The 19,567-nt window shown below is 68.3% G+C and carries 15 protein-coding genes; 13 read left to right on the forward strand and 2 right to left on the reverse strand.

Annotation, left to right across the window (positions count from 1 at the left end):
• Nucleotides 1-48 precede the first annotated feature (48 nt).
• Nucleotides 49-1,338 carry an ROK family transcriptional regulator gene (locus tag ACZ6B1_RS01045; protein WP_468773757.1) on the reverse strand — a complete coding sequence of 430 codons (1,290 nt, stop codon included), beginning with the start codon at nucleotides 1,336-1,338 and terminating at the stop codon, nucleotides 49-51.
• A gap of 185 nt (nucleotides 1,339-1,523) precedes the next feature.
• Between ACZ6B1_RS01045 and ACZ6B1_RS01050 the strand changes: the two genes are divergently transcribed.
• From ACZ6B1_RS01050 to ACZ6B1_RS01110, 13 genes are all read left to right on the forward strand, one after another.
• Entirely contained in the window at nucleotides 1,524-2,840 is a 1,317-nt protein-coding gene (locus ACZ6B1_RS01050; RefSeq protein WP_468773759.1) for an ABC transporter substrate-binding protein, read from the forward strand.
• 6 nt (nucleotides 2,841-2,846) lie between these two features.
• Nucleotides 2,847-3,833 (forward strand): carbohydrate ABC transporter permease, encoded by a 987-nt coding sequence (locus ACZ6B1_RS01055; protein ID WP_468773761.1) that lies wholly within the window; start codon nucleotides 2,847-2,849, stop codon nucleotides 3,831-3,833.
• Entirely contained in the window at nucleotides 3,826-4,701 is an 876-nt protein-coding gene (locus tag ACZ6B1_RS01060; RefSeq protein WP_468773763.1) for a carbohydrate ABC transporter permease, read from the forward strand. Before ACZ6B1_RS01055 ends, ACZ6B1_RS01060 begins: the two co-directional genes overlap by 8 nt.
• Nucleotides 4,698-6,095, forward strand: a complete 1,398-nt coding sequence (locus ACZ6B1_RS01065) for a GH1 family beta-glucosidase (RefSeq protein ID WP_468773765.1) — start codon at nucleotides 4,698-4,700, stop codon at nucleotides 6,093-6,095. The genes ACZ6B1_RS01060 and ACZ6B1_RS01065 overlap by 4 nt, the downstream gene beginning before the upstream one ends.
• Nucleotides 6,096-6,319: 224 nt before the next feature.
• Nucleotides 6,320-8,197 carry a discoidin domain-containing protein gene (locus ACZ6B1_RS01070; RefSeq protein WP_468773766.1) on the forward strand — a complete coding sequence of 626 codons (1,878 nt, stop codon included), beginning with the start codon at nucleotides 6,320-6,322 and terminating at the stop codon, nucleotides 8,195-8,197.
• 265 nt (nucleotides 8,198-8,462) lie between these two features.
• Nucleotides 8,463-9,755: a L,D-transpeptidase gene (locus ACZ6B1_RS01075; RefSeq protein ID WP_468773768.1), complete on the forward strand. Its 1,293-nt coding sequence runs from the start codon at nucleotides 8,463-8,465 to the stop codon at nucleotides 9,753-9,755.
• Between the two features lie 502 nt (nucleotides 9,756-10,257).
• The gene (locus ACZ6B1_RS01080; protein ID WP_468773770.1) at nucleotides 10,258-10,428 is read left to right on the forward strand and encodes a hypothetical protein; all 171 of its coding nucleotides are present in this window, start codon (nucleotides 10,258-10,260) and stop codon (nucleotides 10,426-10,428) included.
• A 10-nt stretch (nucleotides 10,429-10,438) separates the two neighbouring features.
• Nucleotides 10,439-11,107, forward strand: coding sequence for a hypothetical protein (locus tag ACZ6B1_RS01085; protein ID WP_468773772.1), 669 nt, complete (start codon nucleotides 10,439-10,441; stop codon nucleotides 11,105-11,107).
• A gap of 72 nt (nucleotides 11,108-11,179) precedes the next feature.
• Nucleotides 11,180-12,748 (forward strand): DUF6571 family protein, encoded by a 1,569-nt coding sequence (locus ACZ6B1_RS01090; protein ID WP_468773774.1) that lies wholly within the window; start codon nucleotides 11,180-11,182, stop codon nucleotides 12,746-12,748.
• Nucleotides 12,745-13,284, forward strand: a complete 540-nt coding sequence (locus tag ACZ6B1_RS01095; RefSeq protein WP_468773776.1) for a hypothetical protein — start codon at nucleotides 12,745-12,747, stop codon at nucleotides 13,282-13,284. The genes ACZ6B1_RS01090 and ACZ6B1_RS01095 overlap by 4 nt, the downstream gene beginning before the upstream one ends.
• Before the next feature lie 104 nt (nucleotides 13,285-13,388).
• Nucleotides 13,389-13,928, forward strand: coding sequence for a hypothetical protein (locus ACZ6B1_RS01100; RefSeq protein ID WP_468773777.1), 540 nt, complete (start codon nucleotides 13,389-13,391; stop codon nucleotides 13,926-13,928).
• 574 nt (nucleotides 13,929-14,502) lie between these two features.
• The gene (locus ACZ6B1_RS01105) at nucleotides 14,503-17,718 is read left to right on the forward strand and encodes an RHS repeat-associated core domain-containing protein (protein ID WP_468775988.1); all 3,216 of its coding nucleotides are present in this window, start codon (nucleotides 14,503-14,505) and stop codon (nucleotides 17,716-17,718) included.
• 57 nt (nucleotides 17,719-17,775) lie between these two features.
• Complete coding sequence (locus ACZ6B1_RS01110) at nucleotides 17,776-17,901, forward strand: hypothetical protein (RefSeq protein ID WP_468773779.1); 126 nt, start codon at nucleotides 17,776-17,778, stop codon at nucleotides 17,899-17,901.
• Between the two features lie 393 nt (nucleotides 17,902-18,294).
• Here the strand turns inward: ACZ6B1_RS01110 and ACZ6B1_RS01115 are convergent, their stop codons facing one another.
• Nucleotides 18,295-19,425, reverse strand: a complete 1,131-nt coding sequence (locus ACZ6B1_RS01115) for a hypothetical protein (RefSeq protein ID WP_468773780.1) — start codon at nucleotides 19,423-19,425, stop codon at nucleotides 18,295-18,297.
• Between the last annotated feature and the right edge of the window lie 142 nt (nucleotides 19,426-19,567).

Consider the following 19,567-nt stretch of genomic DNA (forward strand, 5'->3'; position numbering starts at 1 on the left):
GCACCTCGCGCCCCGCGCTCAACCCGCACCCCCCGCCCCACACCCTCCTCACACCAGCCGCCCGTTCAGCGCCACCCGCCATGCCGGTGACGGCGCCGGCCGGCCGGGGGGCCGCGGCGGCTGCCCGCCGCGGGTGAAGAACGCGGCCAGCGGAAGCACCGCGGCGCCCACGGTGACCGCGTCCGGGCCGAGCAGGCCCAGTTCGATGCCGACCCGGCCGGCCGGGAACCGCAGGGCCTGCGCGAGGGCGTGCTCGCGGACCTGGTCCAGGAACGCGCCGCCCAGTTGCAGTCCCGCCCAGCCGCCGATCAGCAGGCGCTCGGGCTGGAAGAGGTTGATCAGGTCGGACAGGCCCGCACCCAGGTACTCGGCGGTCTCGGCGAGCACGGCGGCCGCCACCGGGTCGGGTGCGCGGGCGTCTGCGGGACGGGCCGCGGCGAGCAGTTCGGTCAGCGCCGTCTCCTCGTCGGCACCGTCCGAGGGGCGCCCGCCCGCCTCCCGCCACCGTGCCACCAGCGCCTCCGCGCCCGCGTACGCCTCCAGGCAGCCCCGGGCGCCGCACCGGCACCGGCGCCCGCCGACCCGTACCGTCAGATGCCCCCACTCCACCGCCCGTCCCTGGGCCGCCTCCTCCGTGACGACGCACGCGCCGACGCCCGAGCCGAACAGCACCACCACGGCGTTGCGGGCCCCGCGCCCGGCGCCGAACCACATCTCGGCCTGCCCCAGGGTCTTCGCGCCGTTGTCGATGAAGTACGGCACCTCCGGCGGGAGGTGGCCGGCCGCGGACCGCCGGAGCAGCCGCTCCAGCGGGACGGCGTCCCAGCCGATCGTCTGCCCGTGGACGACCGCGCCCTCCGCCTCCTCGATGATGCCGGGCACTCCCATGCCCACGCCGAGCAGCTCGCCGGTGGCCGGCCGGCCCGTGCCGAGCACTTCGGCGATGCCTTCGTGGACATGGCCGACGACCGCGTCGACGTCGTAGCCACGCGGCCCCAACGGCCGCTCGGCCCGCGCCAGTTCGCGCAGTCCGAGGTCGAACAGTTCCACTCGCACCCGTGTCTCGCCGACGTCGACCCCGATGAGGCACCCGCTGTCCGGCCGTATCCGCAGCAGTCGGCGCGGGCGGCCCGCGTCGGAGCCGACGCTGCCGGCCTCCTCGACCAGGCCGTCGGCCAGAAGTTCCGCCACGACGTTGCTGACGGAGCCCGAACTCAGTCCGGTCGCCGGGACCAGCGCCTGCCGGCTCATCGGCCCATCGAAATACAACCGTTGCAGAACGGCGCCCCGGCTCTCCCGCCGCAGGTCACGCACCGTACGGCCGCCCAGTCCTGCCACCCGACCTCCCTGGTTCGCTCACATTTCCGGCCCGCCGGACCGGATGCCGCTGCCGGATCCCTTGACGAGCGTTTCTCTTGAGGTTTAACTCACATCCTAAATTAAGCCATGAGGGGCTTCGGGAGCCGAACGGGGTGTCGGCCTTCACGATCAGCCCCGACTCCCGGAAAGGGACACCAGGAGCCATGCGCAGCATCCGAGCCGCGGCCGTAGGCGCCGTCACCATGTCTCTCGCCCTCGCGGCTACGGCCTGCGGAGGAGGTTCGTCGAGCGGCGGCGGGTCCAACGACTCGCCGAAGACGCTCACTTACTGGGCCTCCAACCAGGGCGCCAGCATCGCGGTCGACAAGAAGGTCCTGCAGCCCGAACTCGACAAGTTCCAGAAGCAGACCGGCATCAAGGTGAAGCTGGAGGTCGTGCCGTGGTCCGACCTGCTCAACCGGATCCTCACCGCCACCACCTCCGGCCAGGGCCCGGACGTGCTGAACATCGGCAACACCTGGAGCGCCTCCCTGCAGGCGACCGGCGCGCTGCTGCCGTGGGACGCGGAGAACTTCGGCAAGATCGGCGGCAAGGACCGGTTCGTCGACTCCGCGCTCGGCTCGACCGGCGTCCAGGGCAAGGACCCGGCCGCGGTGCCCCTGTACTCCATGGCGTACGCGCTCTATTACAACAAGGAGATCTTCGCCGACGCAGGCATCTCCAAGCCCCCGGCCACCTGGGACGAACTGGTCGCCGACGGCAGGAAGATCAGGGCGAAGGGCAAGTCCGTGCTCGGCGCGGAGGGCGCCAACGTCTCGGAGAACATCCACCATGTCTTCGTCTTCGCCAAGCAGCACGGCGCGGACTTCTTCACCGCCGACGGCAAGCCCGACTTCACCAACCCCAAGGTGGTCGAGGCGATCAAGCAGTACGTCGACCTGATGGCCAAGGACAAGGTCATCCCGACCGGCGACGCCGAGTACGCGCAGAACCAGTCCGTCAGCGATTTCGCCAAGGGCAAGCAGGCCATGCTGCTGTGGCAGTCCGCCGCCGCCAACCTGAAGTCACAGGGCATGAGCGAGGACGCCTACGGCATCGCCCCGGTGCCCGTGCAGTCCGGCGCCCCCGGCACCGGCGCGCAGACCAACTCCATGGTCGCCGGCATCAACATCGCCGTGTTCAAGAACAGTCACAACCAGGACGGCGCCACGAAGTTCGTGAAGTTCATGACGAGCGACGACGAGCAGAAGATCCTCAACAAGGCCTACACCTCCATCCCGCCGGTCAAGGGCGCCCAGGCGGACGCGGCCTTCAACTCGCCGTCCAACGCGGTGCTCAAGAGCACCCTCGGCACCAGCGCGGCGGCACTGCCGCAGGTCGCCTCGGAGTCGCAGTTCGAGACGGCGGTCGGTACGGCCGTCAAGGACCTGTTCGCCGACGCCGCCGCCGGCCGCGCGGTGACCACCGACTCCGTCAAGGCGAAGCTGGAGAAGGCCCAGCAGCAGATGCCGGCGGCGTGAGCTGAGATGACCTCCACCGCTCTGAAGGAGCCGGTGCGTCAGACGTCCCCCGGTGCGGCGCGCGAACCCCGCCGCCGCACCGGGCGGATCCGCCGCATCGGACTGCCGTACCTGCTGCTCCTGCCCGCCCTTCTGCTCGAACTCCTCGTCCATCTGGTGCCGATGGTCATCGGCATCGTGATGAGCTTCAAGGAACTCACCCAGTTCTACATCCGCGACTGGGGCAGCGCCCCCTGGTCCGGCCTCGGCAACTACAAGGTGTCGGTCGACTTCGACGCGCCCGTCGGCGAGGCGTTGCTGCACTCGTTCTTCGTCACGATCGGCTTCACCCTGCTCTCGGTCGGCCTGTGCTGGCTGATCGGCACCGCCGCCGCGGTCTTCATGCAGGACACCTTCCGCGGCCGCGGACTGCTGCGAGCGCTGTTCCTCGTGCCGTACGCGCTGCCCGTCTACGCGGCCGTCATCACCTGGGTGTTCATGTTCCAGCACGACAACGGCCTGGTGAACCACGTGCTGCACGACCAGCTCCACCTCACCGACAAGCCGTCGTTCTGGCTCATCGGCGACAACAGCTTCTACGCCCTGCTCACCGTCTCGGTGTGGAAGGGCTGGCCGTTCGCCTTCCTCATCGTGATGGCCGGCCTGCAGAACATCCCCACGGAGCTGTACGAGGCGGCCGCGCTGGACGGCGCCGGGATGTGGCAGCAGATCCGCCGCATCACCCTGCCCTCGCTGCGACCGGTCAACCAGGTGCTGGTCCTGGTGCTGTTCCTGTGGACGTTCAACGACTTCAACACGCCGTACGTGCTGTTCGGCAAGGCCGCCCCGGAGGCGGCCGACCTGATCTCCGTCCACATCTACCAGGCCTCGTTCGTCACCTGGAACTTCGGCACCGGTTCCGCCATGTCCGTCCTGTTGTTGCTCTTCCTGCTGGTCGTGACCGGCGCGTACCTGCTGTTCACCTCACGCGGACGGAGGGCCGCCGATGTCTAGCCGCGGCACTGTGATGCCCAACTCGCCGATGGCGCCGCCCCGTTCCTTCCTGTGGACGCGGCGGATCTTCCTCACCCTGCTCACCGGATTCGTGCTGGTGCCTGTGTACGTGATGGTCTCCAGCTCGCTGAAGCCGCTCGCCGACGTCACCGGCAAGTTCCGCTGGCTGCCCAGCGGGCTGACCATCCGCCCGTACATCGACATCTGGTCCACGGTCCCGCTCGCGAGGTACTTCGTGAACTCCCTGGTCGTGGCGGGCGCCGCGACCATCTGCTCGGTGGTCATCGCGGTGTTCGCGGCCTACGCGGTCAGCCGCTACGAATTCCGGGGCAAGCGCGTCTTCACGGTCACCGTCCTGTCGACGCAGATGTTCCCCGGCATCCTCTTCCTCCTCCCGCTGTTCCTGATCTACGTCAACATCGGCAACGCCACCGGCATCGCCCTGTTCGGCTCCCGGGGCGGTCTGATCCTGACGTACCTCACCTTCTCCCTGCCGTTCTCCATCTGGATGCTGATCGGGTACTTCGACTCGGTGCCGCGCGACCTGGACGAGGCCGCGCTGGTGGACGGCTGCGGGCCGCTGAAGGCGCTGCTGAGGATCGTGGTGCCGGCCGCCGTCCCCGGCATCGTCGCGGTCGCCGTCTACGCGTTCATGACCGCGTGGGGAGAGGTGCTCTTCGCGTCCGTCATGACCAACGACGCCACCCGCACCCTCGCCGTCGGCCTCCAGGGTTACTCCACCCTCAACGACGTCTACTGGAACCAGATCATGGCCGCCTCGCTGGTCGTCAGCGTGCCCGTGGTGGCCGGCTTCCTCCTCCTGCAGCGCTATCTCGTCACAGGTCTGACGGCGGGCGCCGTCAAATGACCGCCCTCCCGTACCACGAAGGGACTTCCGTGTCCGACCGCATCGACCTCGCCGCACTCCCGCACGACTTCCTGTGGGGCACGGCCACAGCGGCGTACCAGATCGAGGGGGCCGTCGACGAGGACGGCCGTTCACCCTCCATCTGGGACACCTTCTCGCACACCCCCGGGAAGATCGCGAACGACGACAACGGCGACGTCGCGTGCGACCACTACCACCGCTGGCGCGAGGACATCGGCCTGATGCGCCAACTCGGCACCAACGCCTACAGGTTGTCCGTCGCCTGGCCCCGCGTGATCCCCGGCGGCACGGGCGCCGTGAACGCCAAGGGCCTCGCCTTCTACGACGAGTTGGTGGACGCCCTGCTGGAAGCGGGCATCACCCCGGCCGTCACCCTCTACCACTGGGACCTGCCCCAGGCGCTCCAGGACCGCGGTGGCTGGCCGGAACGCGCCACCGCCCTGGCGTTCGCCGAGTACGCCTCGACCGTCGCCGAACGCCTCGGTGACCGCGTCAAGCTCTGGGCCACCCTGAACGAGCCCTCCTGCTCGGCCTGGATCGGACACCTGGAGGGCACCATGGCCCCCGGCTGGACCGACCTGACCGCGGCCGTCCGCGCCTCCTACCACCTGCTCCTCGGCCACGGCCTCGCCACCCGCGCGATCCGCGCCGCCGTCCCCGACGCGCAGGTCGGCATCGTCAACAACCTCTCCACCGTCTTCCCCGCCACCGACCGCCCCGAGGACCTGGCGGCCGCCCGCCGCCACGACGGCCACGTCAACCGCTGGTGGCTCGACCCGGTGCACGGCCGCGGCTTCCCCGCCGACATGCTCGAGACCTACGGTGTGGAACTGCCCGAGCAACCGGGTGACTTGGAGACCATCGCCGCACCGCTGGACTGGCTGGGCCTGAACTACTACTTCCCGGCCTACGTCGCCGACGACCCCGACGGCCCGGCGCCACGCGTCCGTTCGGTCCGCCGCCCCGACGTCCCGCGCACCGGCATGGACTGGGAGATCGACGCCGGCGGCATCGAGACCCTGCTGCTGCGCCTCACCGAGGAGTACGGCGCCCGGAAGATCTACGTCACCGAGAACGGCTCGGCCTACCCGGACGTGGTCCGCCCCGACGGCACCGTGGACGACCCGGAGCGCCAGGAGTACCTGGAGCGACACCTCGCCGCCTGCGCCTCCGCCGCCCGCAAGGGCGCCCCGCTGGCCGGTTACTTCGCCTGGTCGCTGCTGGACAACTTCGAGTGGGCGTACGGCTACGACAAGCGCTTCGGCCTGGTCCACGTCGACTACCGCACCCAGGTGCGCACGATCAAGGGCAGCGGGCACCGGTACGCGGACATCGTCCGCGTACACCGCGGTCAGACCCGCCGGGCCGCCTGAGTGCCTGAGGCCGCTCGACACGCCGGGCCGACTCAGGCCCCCTCGATGCGCCGGGCCGCCTGAGTCCGGCCCGGACGACCGGTGGGCGCGGGTGCGGGAACCCCGCGCCCACCGGTTCCGCACCACGCGTCTCGCTGAATCGTCTGGTCCGTTATGGCGCGTGGACTGTCATGTACGCGTCATTGATCGCACTGCCGGATCCCCACCCCACAGAGGAGAGCCGCATGCCATCCCGTATCCCGCGCAGCCTGCTCGCCGCCGCCCTGTCCACCATGGCCCTGCTGACCTCCGGCCCGCTCCTGGCCGCCCCCGCGCACGCCGCCCCGGCCGCCGCCGGCTGGGACACCGACCGCGCGGCCGCCGCATACGCCGCGAACCCCGCCGCCGTCACCGCCTCCGGCAGCGAGAACGCCGGCACCGCCCCCGGTCTCGCCTTCGACGGCAACGGCGCCAGCCGCTGGTCCAGCGACTTCGCCGATGACGCCTGGATCCGCGTCGACCTCGGCATCACCATGCGCGTCGACCGCGTCGTCCTGGACTGGGAGGCCGCCTACGGCAAGCGCTACGTCCTGGAGGTCTCCAGGAACGGCACCGACTGGACACCCTTCTACACGGAGACCGACGGCACGGGAGGTTCCGTCACGGCCCACACCTACCCGCAGGAGGTCACCGGCCGCTACGTCCGCCTGCGCGGCCTGGAACGCGCCACGCCCTACGGCTACTCCCTCTGGAACTTCAAGGTCTACGGCGGCGAACCCACCCCCGCCTCCACGACCCGCACCAACCTCGCCCTGAACCACCCGGCGTACTCCAACTACTACCAGCACGCGGGCAACTCACCGGCGTTCGTCACGGACGGCGGCTGGCCGGCCGACCTGAAGGCCGACAGCACCCGCTGGTCCAGCGACTGGAACGCGGACCGCTGGGTCTCGGTGGACCTCGGCGCACCGTCGACGATCGACACGGTGGACCTGTACTGGGAGTCCGCCTACGCGGTCGACTACCTCCTCCAGGTCTCGGACGACAACCGCACCTGGCGCACGGTCTACGAACCGTCCGCCGCGGACATCGCCGCACGCCGGGCGAACGTCAAGTCCCCCTCCGACGCGACGGGCCTGCACGACACGGTGAAGCTGCCGTCCCCGGCCACCGGCCGCTACGTCCGCATGCTCGGCAAGGAACGCCGCTCCTTCTACAACCCGGCCCCCGCGACCGCCCAGTTCGGATACTCCCTCTACGAGTTCCAGGTCTGGGGCGCCGGCGGCTCCGCCTCCGCCGCCTACCCCGCGCTCCCGGGCGACCAGCAGGGCGGTTACCGCACGACCTTCTTCGACGACTTCACCGGCGCCGCACTCGACCGCTCCAAGTGGCGCGTCGTCCGCACGGGCACGGAAATGGGTCCGGTGAACGGCGAGTCCCAGGCCTACGTCGACTCCGCGGACAACATCCAGACCCGCGACGGCAGCCTGATCCTGAAGGCCGAGTACTGCAAGGGCTGCACGAGGGCGGGCGGCGGCACCTACGACTTCACCTCGGGCCGCATCGACACCAACACCCACTTCGACTTCACGTACGGCAAGGTCAGCGCCCGCATGAAGCTCCCGGTCGGCGACGGCTTCTGGCCCGCCTTCTGGCTGCTCGGCAGCAACGTCGACAACCCGTCCGTCTCCTGGCCCGCCTCCGGTGAGACCGACATCATGGAGAACATCGGCTACGGCGACTGGACCAGCTCGGCCCTGCACGGCCCCGGCTACTCGGCGGACGGCAACATCGGCGCCCGCCAGACGTACACCGGCGGCGGCACGGCGGACCAGTGGCACACCTACGCCGTCGAATGGACCCCGACGGCCATGCGCTTCTACGTCGACGACCGCCTGGTCCAGGAAACGACCCGCAACAAGCTGGAGTCGACCCGGGGCCAGTGGGTCTACGACCACAACCAGTACATCATCCTCAACCTCGCCCTGGGCGGCGCCTACCCGGCCGGCTGGAACAAGGTGACCAGCCCCTACTGGGGGCTCCCGCAGTCCAGCGTGGACCGGATCGCGGGCGGGGGAGTCCAGGCCGAGGTGGACTGGGTGCGGGTGGAACAGAAGGGGTGACACCGGCCACACCCCGGGTCGGGCAGGCGGCGGGCAGGCGGCGGCCGGGCGGCTCACCGGCTGCCGCCTCGGGCCCGGGCCTGGGGGCGGCCGTGCCCGCTTCCGGCGATGGGTAACCTTCAGCACAGTTTGCCCATTATGCGCGGGCGAATGTGTATAAGTGGATCGAAGGGCGGTTGTGACCCTCGGGCAACCAGTCCCGGAGAATCCGAGATCAACGGCATGGGAGAAGAGTTTGACCGCGGTACGAATACGACGCACCAGGATGGTGGCTGCGGCCGGCGTACTCGGCGGTGTGCTCGCAGTGACGGCTCTGGGCGGTACCAGCCACGCCGCCACCGGCGGCAACGGTGCCGGTGACCAGCAGCAGACCCAGCCTCCGGTGGCTCCGTCGTCCCCGGCGGCCTCGGCGACCCCGGCCACTCCGGAGGCTTCGGCGACCCCGGCGGCGTCCGCGCCCTCGGCGGGTCCGGCCACCACCCAGGACGCCTCCGACGCCCGAATAAAGATCACGCCCCGACAAGGCGCCCACCACGTCGGAGTCAACGACCCCGTAAGGGTGACCGTCAGTGACGGGAAGCTCACCAAGGTCACCATGACCGCCGTGGCGACCGGCGCCGAGACCCCCGGCACCCTGTCCGCGGACGGCACGTCCTGGCAGACGGACAGCGCGCTCAAGCCGGCCACGAGGTACCAGGTCGCCGCGGAGGCCCAGGACGCCGAGGGACGCTCCGCCACCGAGAACGCCACGATCGTCACGGTCTCCCCGGGCAACGACTTCATCGGGCACCTCTCTCCCCAGAACGGCTCCACTGTCGGCGTGGGCATGCCGGTGACCTTCACCTTCGACAAGGCGATCACCGACAAGGCCGCCGTGCAGTCGGAGATCCAGGTCAGCTCCAGCAGCGGCCAGCAGGTCGTCGGCCACTGGCTCAACGACGGCCGACTGGACTTCCGCCCCGAGAAGTACTGGAAGCCCGGCTCGACCGTCACCGTCGACATGAACCTCGGCGGCGTTCAGAAGACGGTCACGTTCAAGATCGGCCGGAGCCAGATCAGCACGGTCGACGCCAAGACCAAGCAGATGACCGTCGTGCGGGACGGCAAGAAGATCAAGACCATTCCGATCTCGTCCGGCAGCCCCGAGCACCCGACGTACAACGGTCGGATGGTCATCTCCGAGAAGTTCCGGCACATCCGCATGAACGCGGCGAGTGTCAACCTCACGGAGAAGGACGGCAAGCCCTCGTACAACATCGCCGCCGTGCCGCACGCCATGCGCCTGTCCGACTCGGGCACGTTCATCCACGGCAACTACTGGGGCGCAGACTCGGTCTTCGGCAAGGTCAACACCAGCCACGGCTGCGTGGGGCTTAAGGACGTCAAGGGCGGCGGCGACAGCAGGAAGCCCGCCGCCTGGTTCTTCGACCACTCGCTGATCGGCGACGTCGTGATCGTCAAGAACTCCGACGACAAGACCAAGCTGGCGCCGGACAACGGCCTCAGCGACTGGAACGTGCCGTGGAACGAGTGGGTCGCGGGCAGCGCGACCAACTGACGTCAGGGCGTTTTCCACACCTCGACGCGCATCCCTTTCGCCGGGCGGCGGCCGACACCTTGTCGGCCGCCGCCACACTCTTCTCCGGCACCCGGTGCGGTCGCGTCTGACGGAAATCTTCACAGCCGACATGTGGCACACAAAGGACGTGATGCGGACCTGCCCCGGCCGGGATTGCTAATTTGACCGGGCACCGGATCGTCCGCTAGGGGGAATGGGATCCCGGCATGGCATGGGACGAGTGGGAGCGGTTGAAGGCCCAGGCGGCCAAGGTGGCGGCGGCCTGGGCCGTCGAGCCGTTGCCGGTCCCGGCGATGTCGGCCTGACTCTTCACGTCGTCATGGAGGATGTTGGCCTCATGGCCCACGGCGCCCAGATCGTCCTGGTGGGGCCACCAGGTCTCCGGTGCCTCCGCCGCCCTCGTCCGGCGGCACGTGGTTGAGTCGCATGTGGGAAGTCGCACGGGTTCCAGACCGGCGGTGCTCTGGCGACGACCGTCGACATGTGGACCTCGCAGGTCGAGGCGGTCCTGCAGGCGTGTGCGCACGTCTCCGACCATCTGGATTACACCAAGAAGCGGCACGCGGAGGACGACGCCAAGATCGGTACGGTCCTGCGTGGCGGTGACGGCTCAGCCACGTCCGTGTCCCAGCTCGACGAGTACTTCAAGTAGGGGACCGCTGATGGCTCTCACCTTCACCGACCTCGTCGAGGTCGACCTCGGCAAGCTCGCGAACGCCGTGTCCGACTGGAAGAAGGCCGTCGAAGGCCTGAAGAAGTCGGCGGAGAACGCGCGTAGAGGGATGCAAGGCAAATCGGAATCCGCGCGGTGGGCCGGCGTGAATGCCACGGTGACGAGGGGGTTCGTGGCCAAGACGGCCAAGGAGATCTCCGACCTGCACGCCGAGGCCAACAGCATCTACCAGGTCCTCGAGGACGGGCACACCGAGCTCGAGTCGCTGCAGCAGCAGGTGAAGACCGCTGTCCACGACGACGCCGCGAAGTTCGGGATCCGTGTCGAGGACATCGGCGGCGGCAGGGTCCGCTGCTTCTTCCCGCACGTGCGCGGGGACACCGACGAGCGCACCCAGGACCAGCTCGACCAGCGGCAGGAGCTGGAGGACCGGATCAACCGGATCCTCGCCCACGCCGCCGAGATCGATGCCTCGGTCGCCCGCGCCCTGACCAAGAGCCACGGCAACGACCGCTACAACTCGGGCCACAGCAAGTACGAGTCGCTCAACGACGCCGAGGTCGAGCGCGCCGTCGAACTGGCCCGTAAGGGCGACAAGATGTCCGACGCGGAGCTGCGCGAGCTCAACGAACTCCTGCGCTTCAACTCCGCCGAGTAAAACGGCGAGTTCGCCACCGAGTTCTACGAGGGACTCGGTGGACCGGAGAAGACGCTCCAGTTCTACGCCGCGATGTCGATCGACGGCACCGGCGGCGACGCGGGCAAGACCCGGCTCGACGCGGTGCAGGACCTGCAGAAGGTCATGGGGTACACGCTCGCCAACGCCACGGACCCCGACCACAGGCAGCATCTGTCCGACGACTGGGGCTCGCAGTTCCGGCGCCTGGGCACCCAGCAGATCGGCTGGGAACGCGGCCAGTGGAACAAGCCGTACGGCTACCAGGTGCTCGGCGGCCTGCTGCGCTACGGCAACTACGACTCCCGCTTCATCAACCCCATCGCGGAGCACATCACCCAGCTCCACAAGAAGGACCCGTACTTCTTCCTGTCGAACAAGCCTGCAGGCACCCCGGACACATACGGCTTCAACCCTTCCGGCAAGCTCGGCTCGGGCAACGATCCTTTGAACAGCGTCCTGGAGGCGCTCGGCCACAGTCCGGAAGCCGCGGAGAAGTTCTTCACCGGAACGCCGACTGCGTACAACGAAGACGGGACGGTGAAGAAGGGCGGTGACACTGGCTTCACCTCGTACCTCGACCTCTTCACCGACAAGGACTTCGAGTGGACGGTCGATACGAACGCGACGAACGTCCTGGCCGACGAGGACAAGACCAAAGCGGCCCTCACCTTCGGTCCTGAGGCCCTCGGCCACGCACTGGAGGCGGCGACCACAGGCCGGCCGTACGACAGCGACGCCTCTGCCGCTGCAGTTCAGCACACCGACGCGCAAGCGCATCTCGTGAGCGACATCGTCAACCAGTTCGGAGGCGACCCGGAACTCATCCGGCACAACGAGAACAGGGACCTGGACGGAGAGGAGACCGGTCCGCTGTACGGGCTGCGCGGAAGCCTCGGCGACATCAGCGCCGAGTACATGGGCGACTTCCAGCGGGCCATGTACGACGAGGACCCCAGCAGCGATCTCTTCCCCTCGTTCGGCGCCTCGGCCGACCTCGACGCGAACAACGTCGCCCGCTTCCTTGGTGAGGTGGGTCAGGACCCCGACGCCTATTCCGCCATCACCACCGCACAGCAGACGTACACGACCGATGTCGTGGATCACGTCATCAACGACCCCACCCACTCGACAGCATCGCTGGACGGGCGCGTGGGTGCCGCGGTGGCCCCCGGTTCCGCGATCGCCGGCATCATGAGCGACGCCCGGGCTCATGCGATCTACGAGTACCACACTGCTTCCGACGCGGATTTCAACGAGGCTGCGGCCGAGAAGCAGAAGTGGGTGAACCGCATCCTGGGCATGGGCCTGGAAAAGGTCGGTGAGCGCGTCCCCATCGCCGGCGCCCCTCTCGAATGGGCCTCGGAGGACATCCAGGAATCCATCATGAAGAGCATCGAGCAGGACACCTCCAGCGAGGCGGAGACGGAAGCCGGCGCGGAGTACACCAACGGCCGTGAGGCAGCTCTGGATTCCGCCCGGTCCGCCGTCGATCACGCTCTGCTGAACAACAACACCATCGACCCCGACACCGCCGACGATCTCAGGAGAGCCGCGCGCACATCGGCAGGACTCAGCCACTCCGACGGCGCGCAGTGGAAATCGGAGAGTAGCAAGCATTGAGATCCTCGTCGCATGTCAAACTCGGCATCCTGTTCCTCGTCGCTGCGGTGACGGTGGTCGGCTGTTCTTCGGAGACGCACGGGCAGGAGTTCACCGTTCCGAAGGCCCTCTGCGGGGTATCCGTACCGGCCGGTGCGCTAGCACACCTCCTGCCTGAATCAGGTGAGCGGCTCACTGTGGAGCATCGTGGAAGCCTCGACGACGGCTCCGCGCTGTGCGGTGTCAAGGTCGACGAGGACACGGTGCTGCAAGTGAGCGGGGAACGTATCGACGCCGGTGACTCGGCGCGGCACATCCTGCGCAGCCGCCTCTTGGTCCAGGAACAGAAGTCCGCGGACGGCAACTCGATCGCCTGTGCCGACCACGCGGCTGTGTCCGTGATCCAGTGCCGTGGCGCCGATGTCGAGGAGGAGGACGTCAGCACCCTTGTCAAGGTGCTGAAGCCCGCTCGCCCGAATGAGTCGGCGATGAGGGAGCTGATCCAGGGATACACGGCGTCGCTGAAGAAGCAGCAAGTGTGCAAGCGGGCCTCTTGAACGGCGACCACGGCGGCCGGGCGGGAGGTACGGGAAGATGGGGCAGCCGGTTCGGCCCCTGGTCGGCTGCGGCGGCCGTCGGAGTGCTCGCCGTAACCTGTGTGGTGGCGTGGCAGTTGTGGCCGTCCGACGATCCCGACGTCGCGGTGCCGGCGCGCGTCTGCGACGACGCCCTTCCCGGAGCAGTTGTCGCGGCCCTGCTGCCGGAGAAGGGGAAGCCGTTCACGCAGTGGCACGCCGGTGTCCTCAACCCGGAGCATCCGTACACCAGGAAGGCGCCCGGTACCTGCAAGGTGTACGCCGGCGGCAAGTCCGTTCGGATCGAACACAGCCTCTACGCCAAGGCGGACTACACCATGAAGGACGCAGCCCGCGACGCGAGTTCGACAGGCGCCACCAGGATCACGCTCGGTGAGGCCGAGGGATTCCACAAGGGCGATACAACCTCCCTCTTCGCCGACTGCTCCTCGGAGGGGGGCGAAGCAGTGGTGGAGGTCGATGTCACCTATCAGAAGACGTCCGACCTAGCGGTGATCCAGAGAACGGCTTCCCTCGCCGCCGACACTTTGCGGCTGGAAGCCCGGAAACTCTGGGATTGCGACGGCGCGGACAGCCTGCCGGAGGGCACGCCTCGGGTCGGCTGAGGGGCCGGGAACGAGAGGTGCCGACGGTTTCCGGCTGGACGCGACCACAGTCCTTCAGCTCCATCAGCTCTGGCGCCATCGCTGATCACGTGATGGCTGCGCCAGCCCGGCCCGTTGCTGGTCAAGGCTTGAGATTCGTAGGCGCGGGGGTTGTCATTTTCGGCCGTTGGCGTCAAAAGCCGAATGCACTGTCGGCCTGCGCAGGTCATCGGCGTGATGCGGTTATGTCTGGTTCATCCTGGTTCTTTTCGCTGAACCGGACGGGCTGATTCTCGCCCGTATGTGAAAGGAATCGACGGGAACCGTGTCGATCTTTGCCAGTTTTCTCTGACAACTTGTGCGAGTCCGGTGGCCGTTGGGGCTGTCGGCGCTTGTCTTCTTGTGGGGGAAAGCCATGCGCACACGTGCCCTCGGCACGTCTCTTCGCCATGCCCGGAAGAGATCAGGATCGGCCGCCGCGGTGGCGGTGGTGACGGTGGCCGCCCTGGCGGCGGCCGTGCTGCCGGCCTCGACCGCGGCCGCGGCGGACGGGAAACCGGTCTCGGCGTGGGGCAAGGACAGCCCGGACTTCAAGATGCCGCCGGTGAAGGTCGGTGCGAACCGGCCGGTGAAGTCGCAGCCGTCGGAGAATCCGACCGACGAGGCGTACGTTCCGTGGCTGCGCGAGCAGCGCGCCCACGCCAAGGGGCGCGCCTCGAACGGTTCGAGCCCCAAGAAGTCCGCCGGTGTCGCCGCGGACGCGTCACTGATGGTCTTCGTCCCGGAGGGGCAGGGCGGTGTGCCCTGGCACCGCACCACCAGCTTCGCCATCACCGACGCCCTGACGGCGAAGATCGACTACTCCACCGGCAACCTGATGCTGACGGCGACGGACTTCGACATCGCCGGTGTCGGACAGAGGCTGCGACTGGCGCGGACGTACAACTCGCTGGACGCGCCCTGGGGCCGGGTCTCGCAGCGCTGGTGGCAGCAGTACGAGCGCTACCTGTCCTTCTTCAGCAACGAGGTGGTCTTCTACGACGCCTCCGGCGCGACCGTCCGCTTCACGAAGAACAGCGACGGCACCTTCGCCACCCCCAAGGGCTACTCCGAGGACCTGAAGAAGAACTCCGACGGCACCTACACGCTGACGAAGTGGAAGTCGGGGTCGAAGGAGACCTACGACGCGAACGGCTCCCTGATCAAGGTCACCGACCGCAACCACGGCAGCGTCACCGTCGCCCAGCACGACGAGAGCGGCGAGAACAAGGGATTCAAGCTCACCGAGACCCGCTCGGGCCGCTGGATCGACCTCGTCGAGACCGGCGCCTCGCAGTGGCAGGCCAAGGACAACACAGGCCGCACCGCCGTCTACAGCCTCGACGCGAGCGGGAACCTGGTCACCACCACCGACACCGAGGGCAAGACCGTCACCTTCGGCTACGACGACTCGGGCCGCGTCGAGAAGATCACCACCGCCGAGGGCCGCGTCACCGTCTTCACCTACGACGACGTCAACCGCGTCACCTCGATGCTGCGCGCCACCGGCTTCAACGCCTCCGGCAACACGGGCCCGACCTGGACGTACACCTACAGCGCCGCCTCCCCGACGGCCGCCGGTACGACCACGGCCAAGGACCCGGAGCTGCACGCGACGAAGTACGAGCACGACGGCGACGGCCAGGTCACCGACGTGACCGACGCCCTGGGCCACAAGCGGTCGACGAAGTTCGACGCCAACCACAACATCGACACCGCCACGGACGCGATGGGCTCGGGCACCACCCCGGGCAAGGTCACCGACTACGGGTTCAACTCCCGCAACAACCTCGAGACCGTCGCCATGCCCACCGGCGGCAAGACGGTCAACTCCTGGCAGACCATCGCCGGCGGCGACGTACCCAAGGACTCCACCAACGCCGACGGCGAGAAGACGAGCTTCACCTACGACACGGTCGGCAACACGACCTCGGTCGCCCAGACCGGCACCGGCGGCGGCAGCGTCTCCTACGACTACAACCCCGCCACCCCGACCTGCGGCGGCTTCGAGGGCCAGCGCTGCGCGCAGAAGACGAAGATGACGTCGACGAAGACGGTCACCACCGACTTCCACTACGACGCCAAGGGCAACCTGGACTGGGCCAAGCCCCCGGCGCCGCTGGACAAGACGACCTACACCTACGACGCCCTCGGCCGCACCGAGACGATGACCGACGCGCGCGGCATCAAGAGCGTGTACGTCTACGACAACCGCGACCGCATCAAGACCGTCTCCTCCACCAACGACACGGTCCGCTACTGGTACGACGGCGACGGCAACCTGACCCAGCGCTCGGACGGCACGGGGACCGTCAGGTACGACTTCGACCCGCTGCAGCGCGAGACGGTCCGCCACCTCCAGGACGGCTCCCAGACCCTGCTCGCCTACACGGCGGCCGGCAACGTGGACTACTACCAGGACCCGGCAGGGACGATCGACTACACCTGGAACGAGGTCAACAAGCTCACCGAGCTGAAGGATCCGCAGGGCGCGGTGACCAAGTACGCGTACAACAACAACGACGTCCGCACTTCCACCACCTACCCCGGCGGCACGGTGCAGAAGGTCGACGTCGACGACTCCAGCCGCCCGAAGTCCATCAAGGTGACCTCCGACCAGGGCACCCTGGTCGACCTCGGCTACACCTACGGCTACGGCACCAACGCTGCCACCGACGGCAGCAAGATCCGCACCAGCACGGACAACGTCACCGGCCTGAAGCGCACCTACTCCTACGACGGCGCGGGCCGTTTCTCCTACGCCAAGGAGGAGAAGAGCGGCGCGATCGCCGACTCCTGGCAGTACTGCTACGACCTGGCCGGCAACCTCACCTCCCAGGGCACGGACCAGGGGTGCCCGCGCGGCACCACCTACACCTACAACGACGCCCAGGAGCTCACCGCCAAGTCCAGCACCAGCGGAAGCTGGTCCTACGACGCCATCGGCAACGAGACGGCCGGCGCCTCCACCGACGACTACACCCGCACCGGCGAGACCTGGACCGACTACTCCCAGATGTCCTCGATCACGGTGAACGGCAAGACGTACACCGGGCAGTACGGCTCCACCGACCAGAGCGAGCGCATCCGCCTCGGTGACACCTACTACCACAACGGCCCGCTCGGCCTCTCCGCGAAGTCGACCGCCGGTGTGGACATGGGCTTCAACCGCGAGCCCGGGGGCACGCTGAACTCCATGACCACCGGGGGCAAGACGTACTACTACCTCACCGACGCCATCGGCTCGGTGATCGGTCTGGTGGACGTGGACGGCAACAAGGTCGACACCTACACCTACAGCCCCCGCGGTGTGCGCATCCTGGCCCAGTCCTCCGAACCGGTCGCCCAGCCCTACCGGTTCGCCGGCAACTACCAGGATCCCACCGGCCTGTACCACCTCAAGGCCCGCTACTACGATGCCAACGTCGGCCGCTTCACCCAGCCCGACCCCTCCGGCCAGGAGCAGAACCCCTACCTCTACGCCGAGGGCGACCCCGTCAACCGCATCGACCCCTCTGGGCTCCTCGACTGGGGCAAGTACGGGATGGAGTGCGTCAAGGGCGGTGCCCAATCAACGCTCATCGGCCTGGCCACCGGCGTGACGGAGACAGGCGTGGGAGCTCTGGCCGCATTCGGCGAGGGGTGCGCCCAGAACGTGGCGGTGGAGGCAGTCGGTGACTACGTCGACCAGAACGCCGGAGATGCGTTGAACTGGCTCGGCGACGCGAAGGACTTGAAGGATCTCACCAAGGCAGGCCTGAAGGCCTTGTGACAGCCGATGTCCGGGACGGCTCGCCGAGCCGTCCCGGACGTGACCGTAGGAGACTGGATGAACAGCGTCAACTCTGTGGAAATGGCTCGCGGCGCGCTGGCGGGCGCCCTTCCGACATGGCTTCTTGTGGTGGTCGTCGTGGTGCTTCTGGCGGTGGTCGCCGTGCGCTTGCGGAGGAAGTGAGAATGGCCCGCTAACGCCTGGGACATGAAGAGAGCTGTGACGGCCAGCAGTGGCCGACGTTGCGAGTGGCTGCTTCCGAGACCATGGTGCGCTACGGCCCGACCACCCAGGCCAGAAGAAGGCGAACCCCTGCCTCTCCGCCGAAGGCGACTCCCTCAACCGCACTGACCCGGCAGGCACTCTCAGCCCTGGCGTGGTGAAGTAGTAGGTGAACGATGAGAGGTGGGCGGGGCCTTACCAGGTCTCCGCCCACTGCCCTTGAACCGACATACGTCTGTCAGGCCGTCGCGGGCGCCCGCAATGGTGATCCGACCGAGAGGGAAGAGCCGCGCCCTGTACACGGCGCCGGGCCACAGTGGGGGAGTGCCGTGCGAGCGACGCCGCACGACGGCGTCAGCCCCGGCTGCAACGCTCCCGAAGCTCCGCGAGGACGGCCTTCTCACGGGAGTTGACGTCACCGTCCACGGTGGCCACGCGCTCCGCCGCGTCGAGGACGTCGCCGAGATCGCCCGGCTCGGCGGTCACCCGCTTCCACACCTCGGCCGGGTCGATGTCGACGACGTGCGCGAGCTGCTCGTCGACCACCTCGTGCCGTTCCCGGACCAGCCTCACCAGATGCCGCATCAGCAGCGCCTCGTCGTCGGCGATCTTGGTGTTCGCCCTGATGACGAGCCATGCGACCCACAGCATCAACTGCGGGTGCCGACTGCGTTCGCTCATTCTCTCGGCGACTTCGATCACCCGGGCCTCGTTCCGGAACACGGCCCGCGCGTGCCGGCCGGCGAGGAGCGTGGTGTAGCGGTTCAGCAGGACGGCGAGGGGGACGCCGACGAGTGGGATACCGATCTTGATGACGTTGCGCTGCAGGAGGTGCTTCCCGACGACGGGGAGCGTCTTCCCGGCGGTGAGTACCGATCCTGAGTAGAAGCGCTTGACCAACGGTCGCACGAGGACTGGTACCGCCTTGGCGACACCTTCGCGGGCAGCCTCCCCGCTCTTGATCGTGAATGCCACGCGGATGAGCTTCCACAGGTCCTCGGGGTCGTGCACGTCGAGCGGGACCCGGTAGAGGACGGAGACGTCGTAGGCCAGGCGAAGCTGGAGCTGGGTGAGGAACGCGACGTCGACCATCATGGTCGCCACGGCGACGGGGACGGTCGCCGGTGAGGCACCGCCGAGGCTCCCGATGGTGGCGGCGACGGTCGCCGTGTAGGCCCCGGCCGAGAGCCCGCCTTCGAGCGCTGCGTACCGAGCCGCCATCTTGATCCGCTGATCCACGATGGCGTCCGCGGGCACACCCGCGTACCGGTCCTGGAAGTACTGCCAGTCGACCTTCTCGGTGTACGAGTTCATGGCATGAGCGGCGAGCTTGGTGAACCAGTTGCCCGACTTGATGTCGTCCGCGCTCAGGCCCTTGACGAAGTCCTTGATCTCGGCCTGCTCCTGCTCGACGACCTTCCGGTCGGCGGCGTCGTCGGCTTCGTCCGTGTCGGTGTCGGCGGCGTGCGTCGGCGCGTCTGTCATGGCGTATGCCCCCAAGCTGTTTCGCGGCCGGCCGAGCAGCGGGGCGCGGGCACCCCTCCGCCGTCCGCGCTCTTCAATTCGGCGAGCGGCACAACGGCCGCTCTGTCCTCCCCTGGAGGCGCCACCTTAGCGTGTCGTCAGA

The sequence above is a fragment of the Streptomyces sp. NPDC041129 genome, assembly GCF_055592265.1.

Coding starts and splice junctions, on each gene's coding strand:
- ACZ6B1_RS01050 (WP_468773759.1), top strand. CDS start 1,524: ATGCGCAGCATCCGAGCCGCGGCCGTAGGCGCCGTCACCATGTCTCTC.
- ACZ6B1_RS01055 (WP_468773761.1), top strand. CDS start 2,847: ATGACCTCCACCGCTCTGAAGGAGCCGGTGCGTCAGACGTCCCCCGGT.
- ACZ6B1_RS01060 (WP_468773763.1), top strand. CDS start 3,826: ATGTCTAGCCGCGGCACTGTGATGCCCAACTCGCCGATGGCGCCGCCC.
- ACZ6B1_RS01065 (WP_468773765.1), top strand. CDS start 4,698: ATGACCGCCCTCCCGTACCACGAAGGGACTTCCGTGTCCGACCGCATC.
- ACZ6B1_RS01070 (WP_468773766.1), top strand. CDS start 6,320: ATGCCATCCCGTATCCCGCGCAGCCTGCTCGCCGCCGCCCTGTCCACC.
- ACZ6B1_RS01075 (WP_468773768.1), top strand. CDS start 8,463: ATGGTGGCTGCGGCCGGCGTACTCGGCGGTGTGCTCGCAGTGACGGCT.
- ACZ6B1_RS01080 (WP_468773770.1), top strand. CDS start 10,258: ATGTGGACCTCGCAGGTCGAGGCGGTCCTGCAGGCGTGTGCGCACGTC.
- ACZ6B1_RS01085 (WP_468773772.1), top strand. CDS start 10,439: ATGGCTCTCACCTTCACCGACCTCGTCGAGGTCGACCTCGGCAAGCTC.
- ACZ6B1_RS01090 (WP_468773774.1), top strand. CDS start 11,180: ATGTCGATCGACGGCACCGGCGGCGACGCGGGCAAGACCCGGCTCGAC.
- ACZ6B1_RS01105 (WP_468775988.1), top strand. CDS start 14,503: ATGCCGCCGGTGAAGGTCGGTGCGAACCGGCCGGTGAAGTCGCAGCCG.
- ACZ6B1_RS01110 (WP_468773779.1), top strand. CDS start 17,776: ATGAACAGCGTCAACTCTGTGGAAATGGCTCGCGGCGCGCTGGCGGGC.
- ACZ6B1_RS01115 (WP_468773780.1), bottom strand. CDS start 19,425: ATGACAGACGCGCCGACGCACGCCGCCGACACCGACACGGACGAAGCC.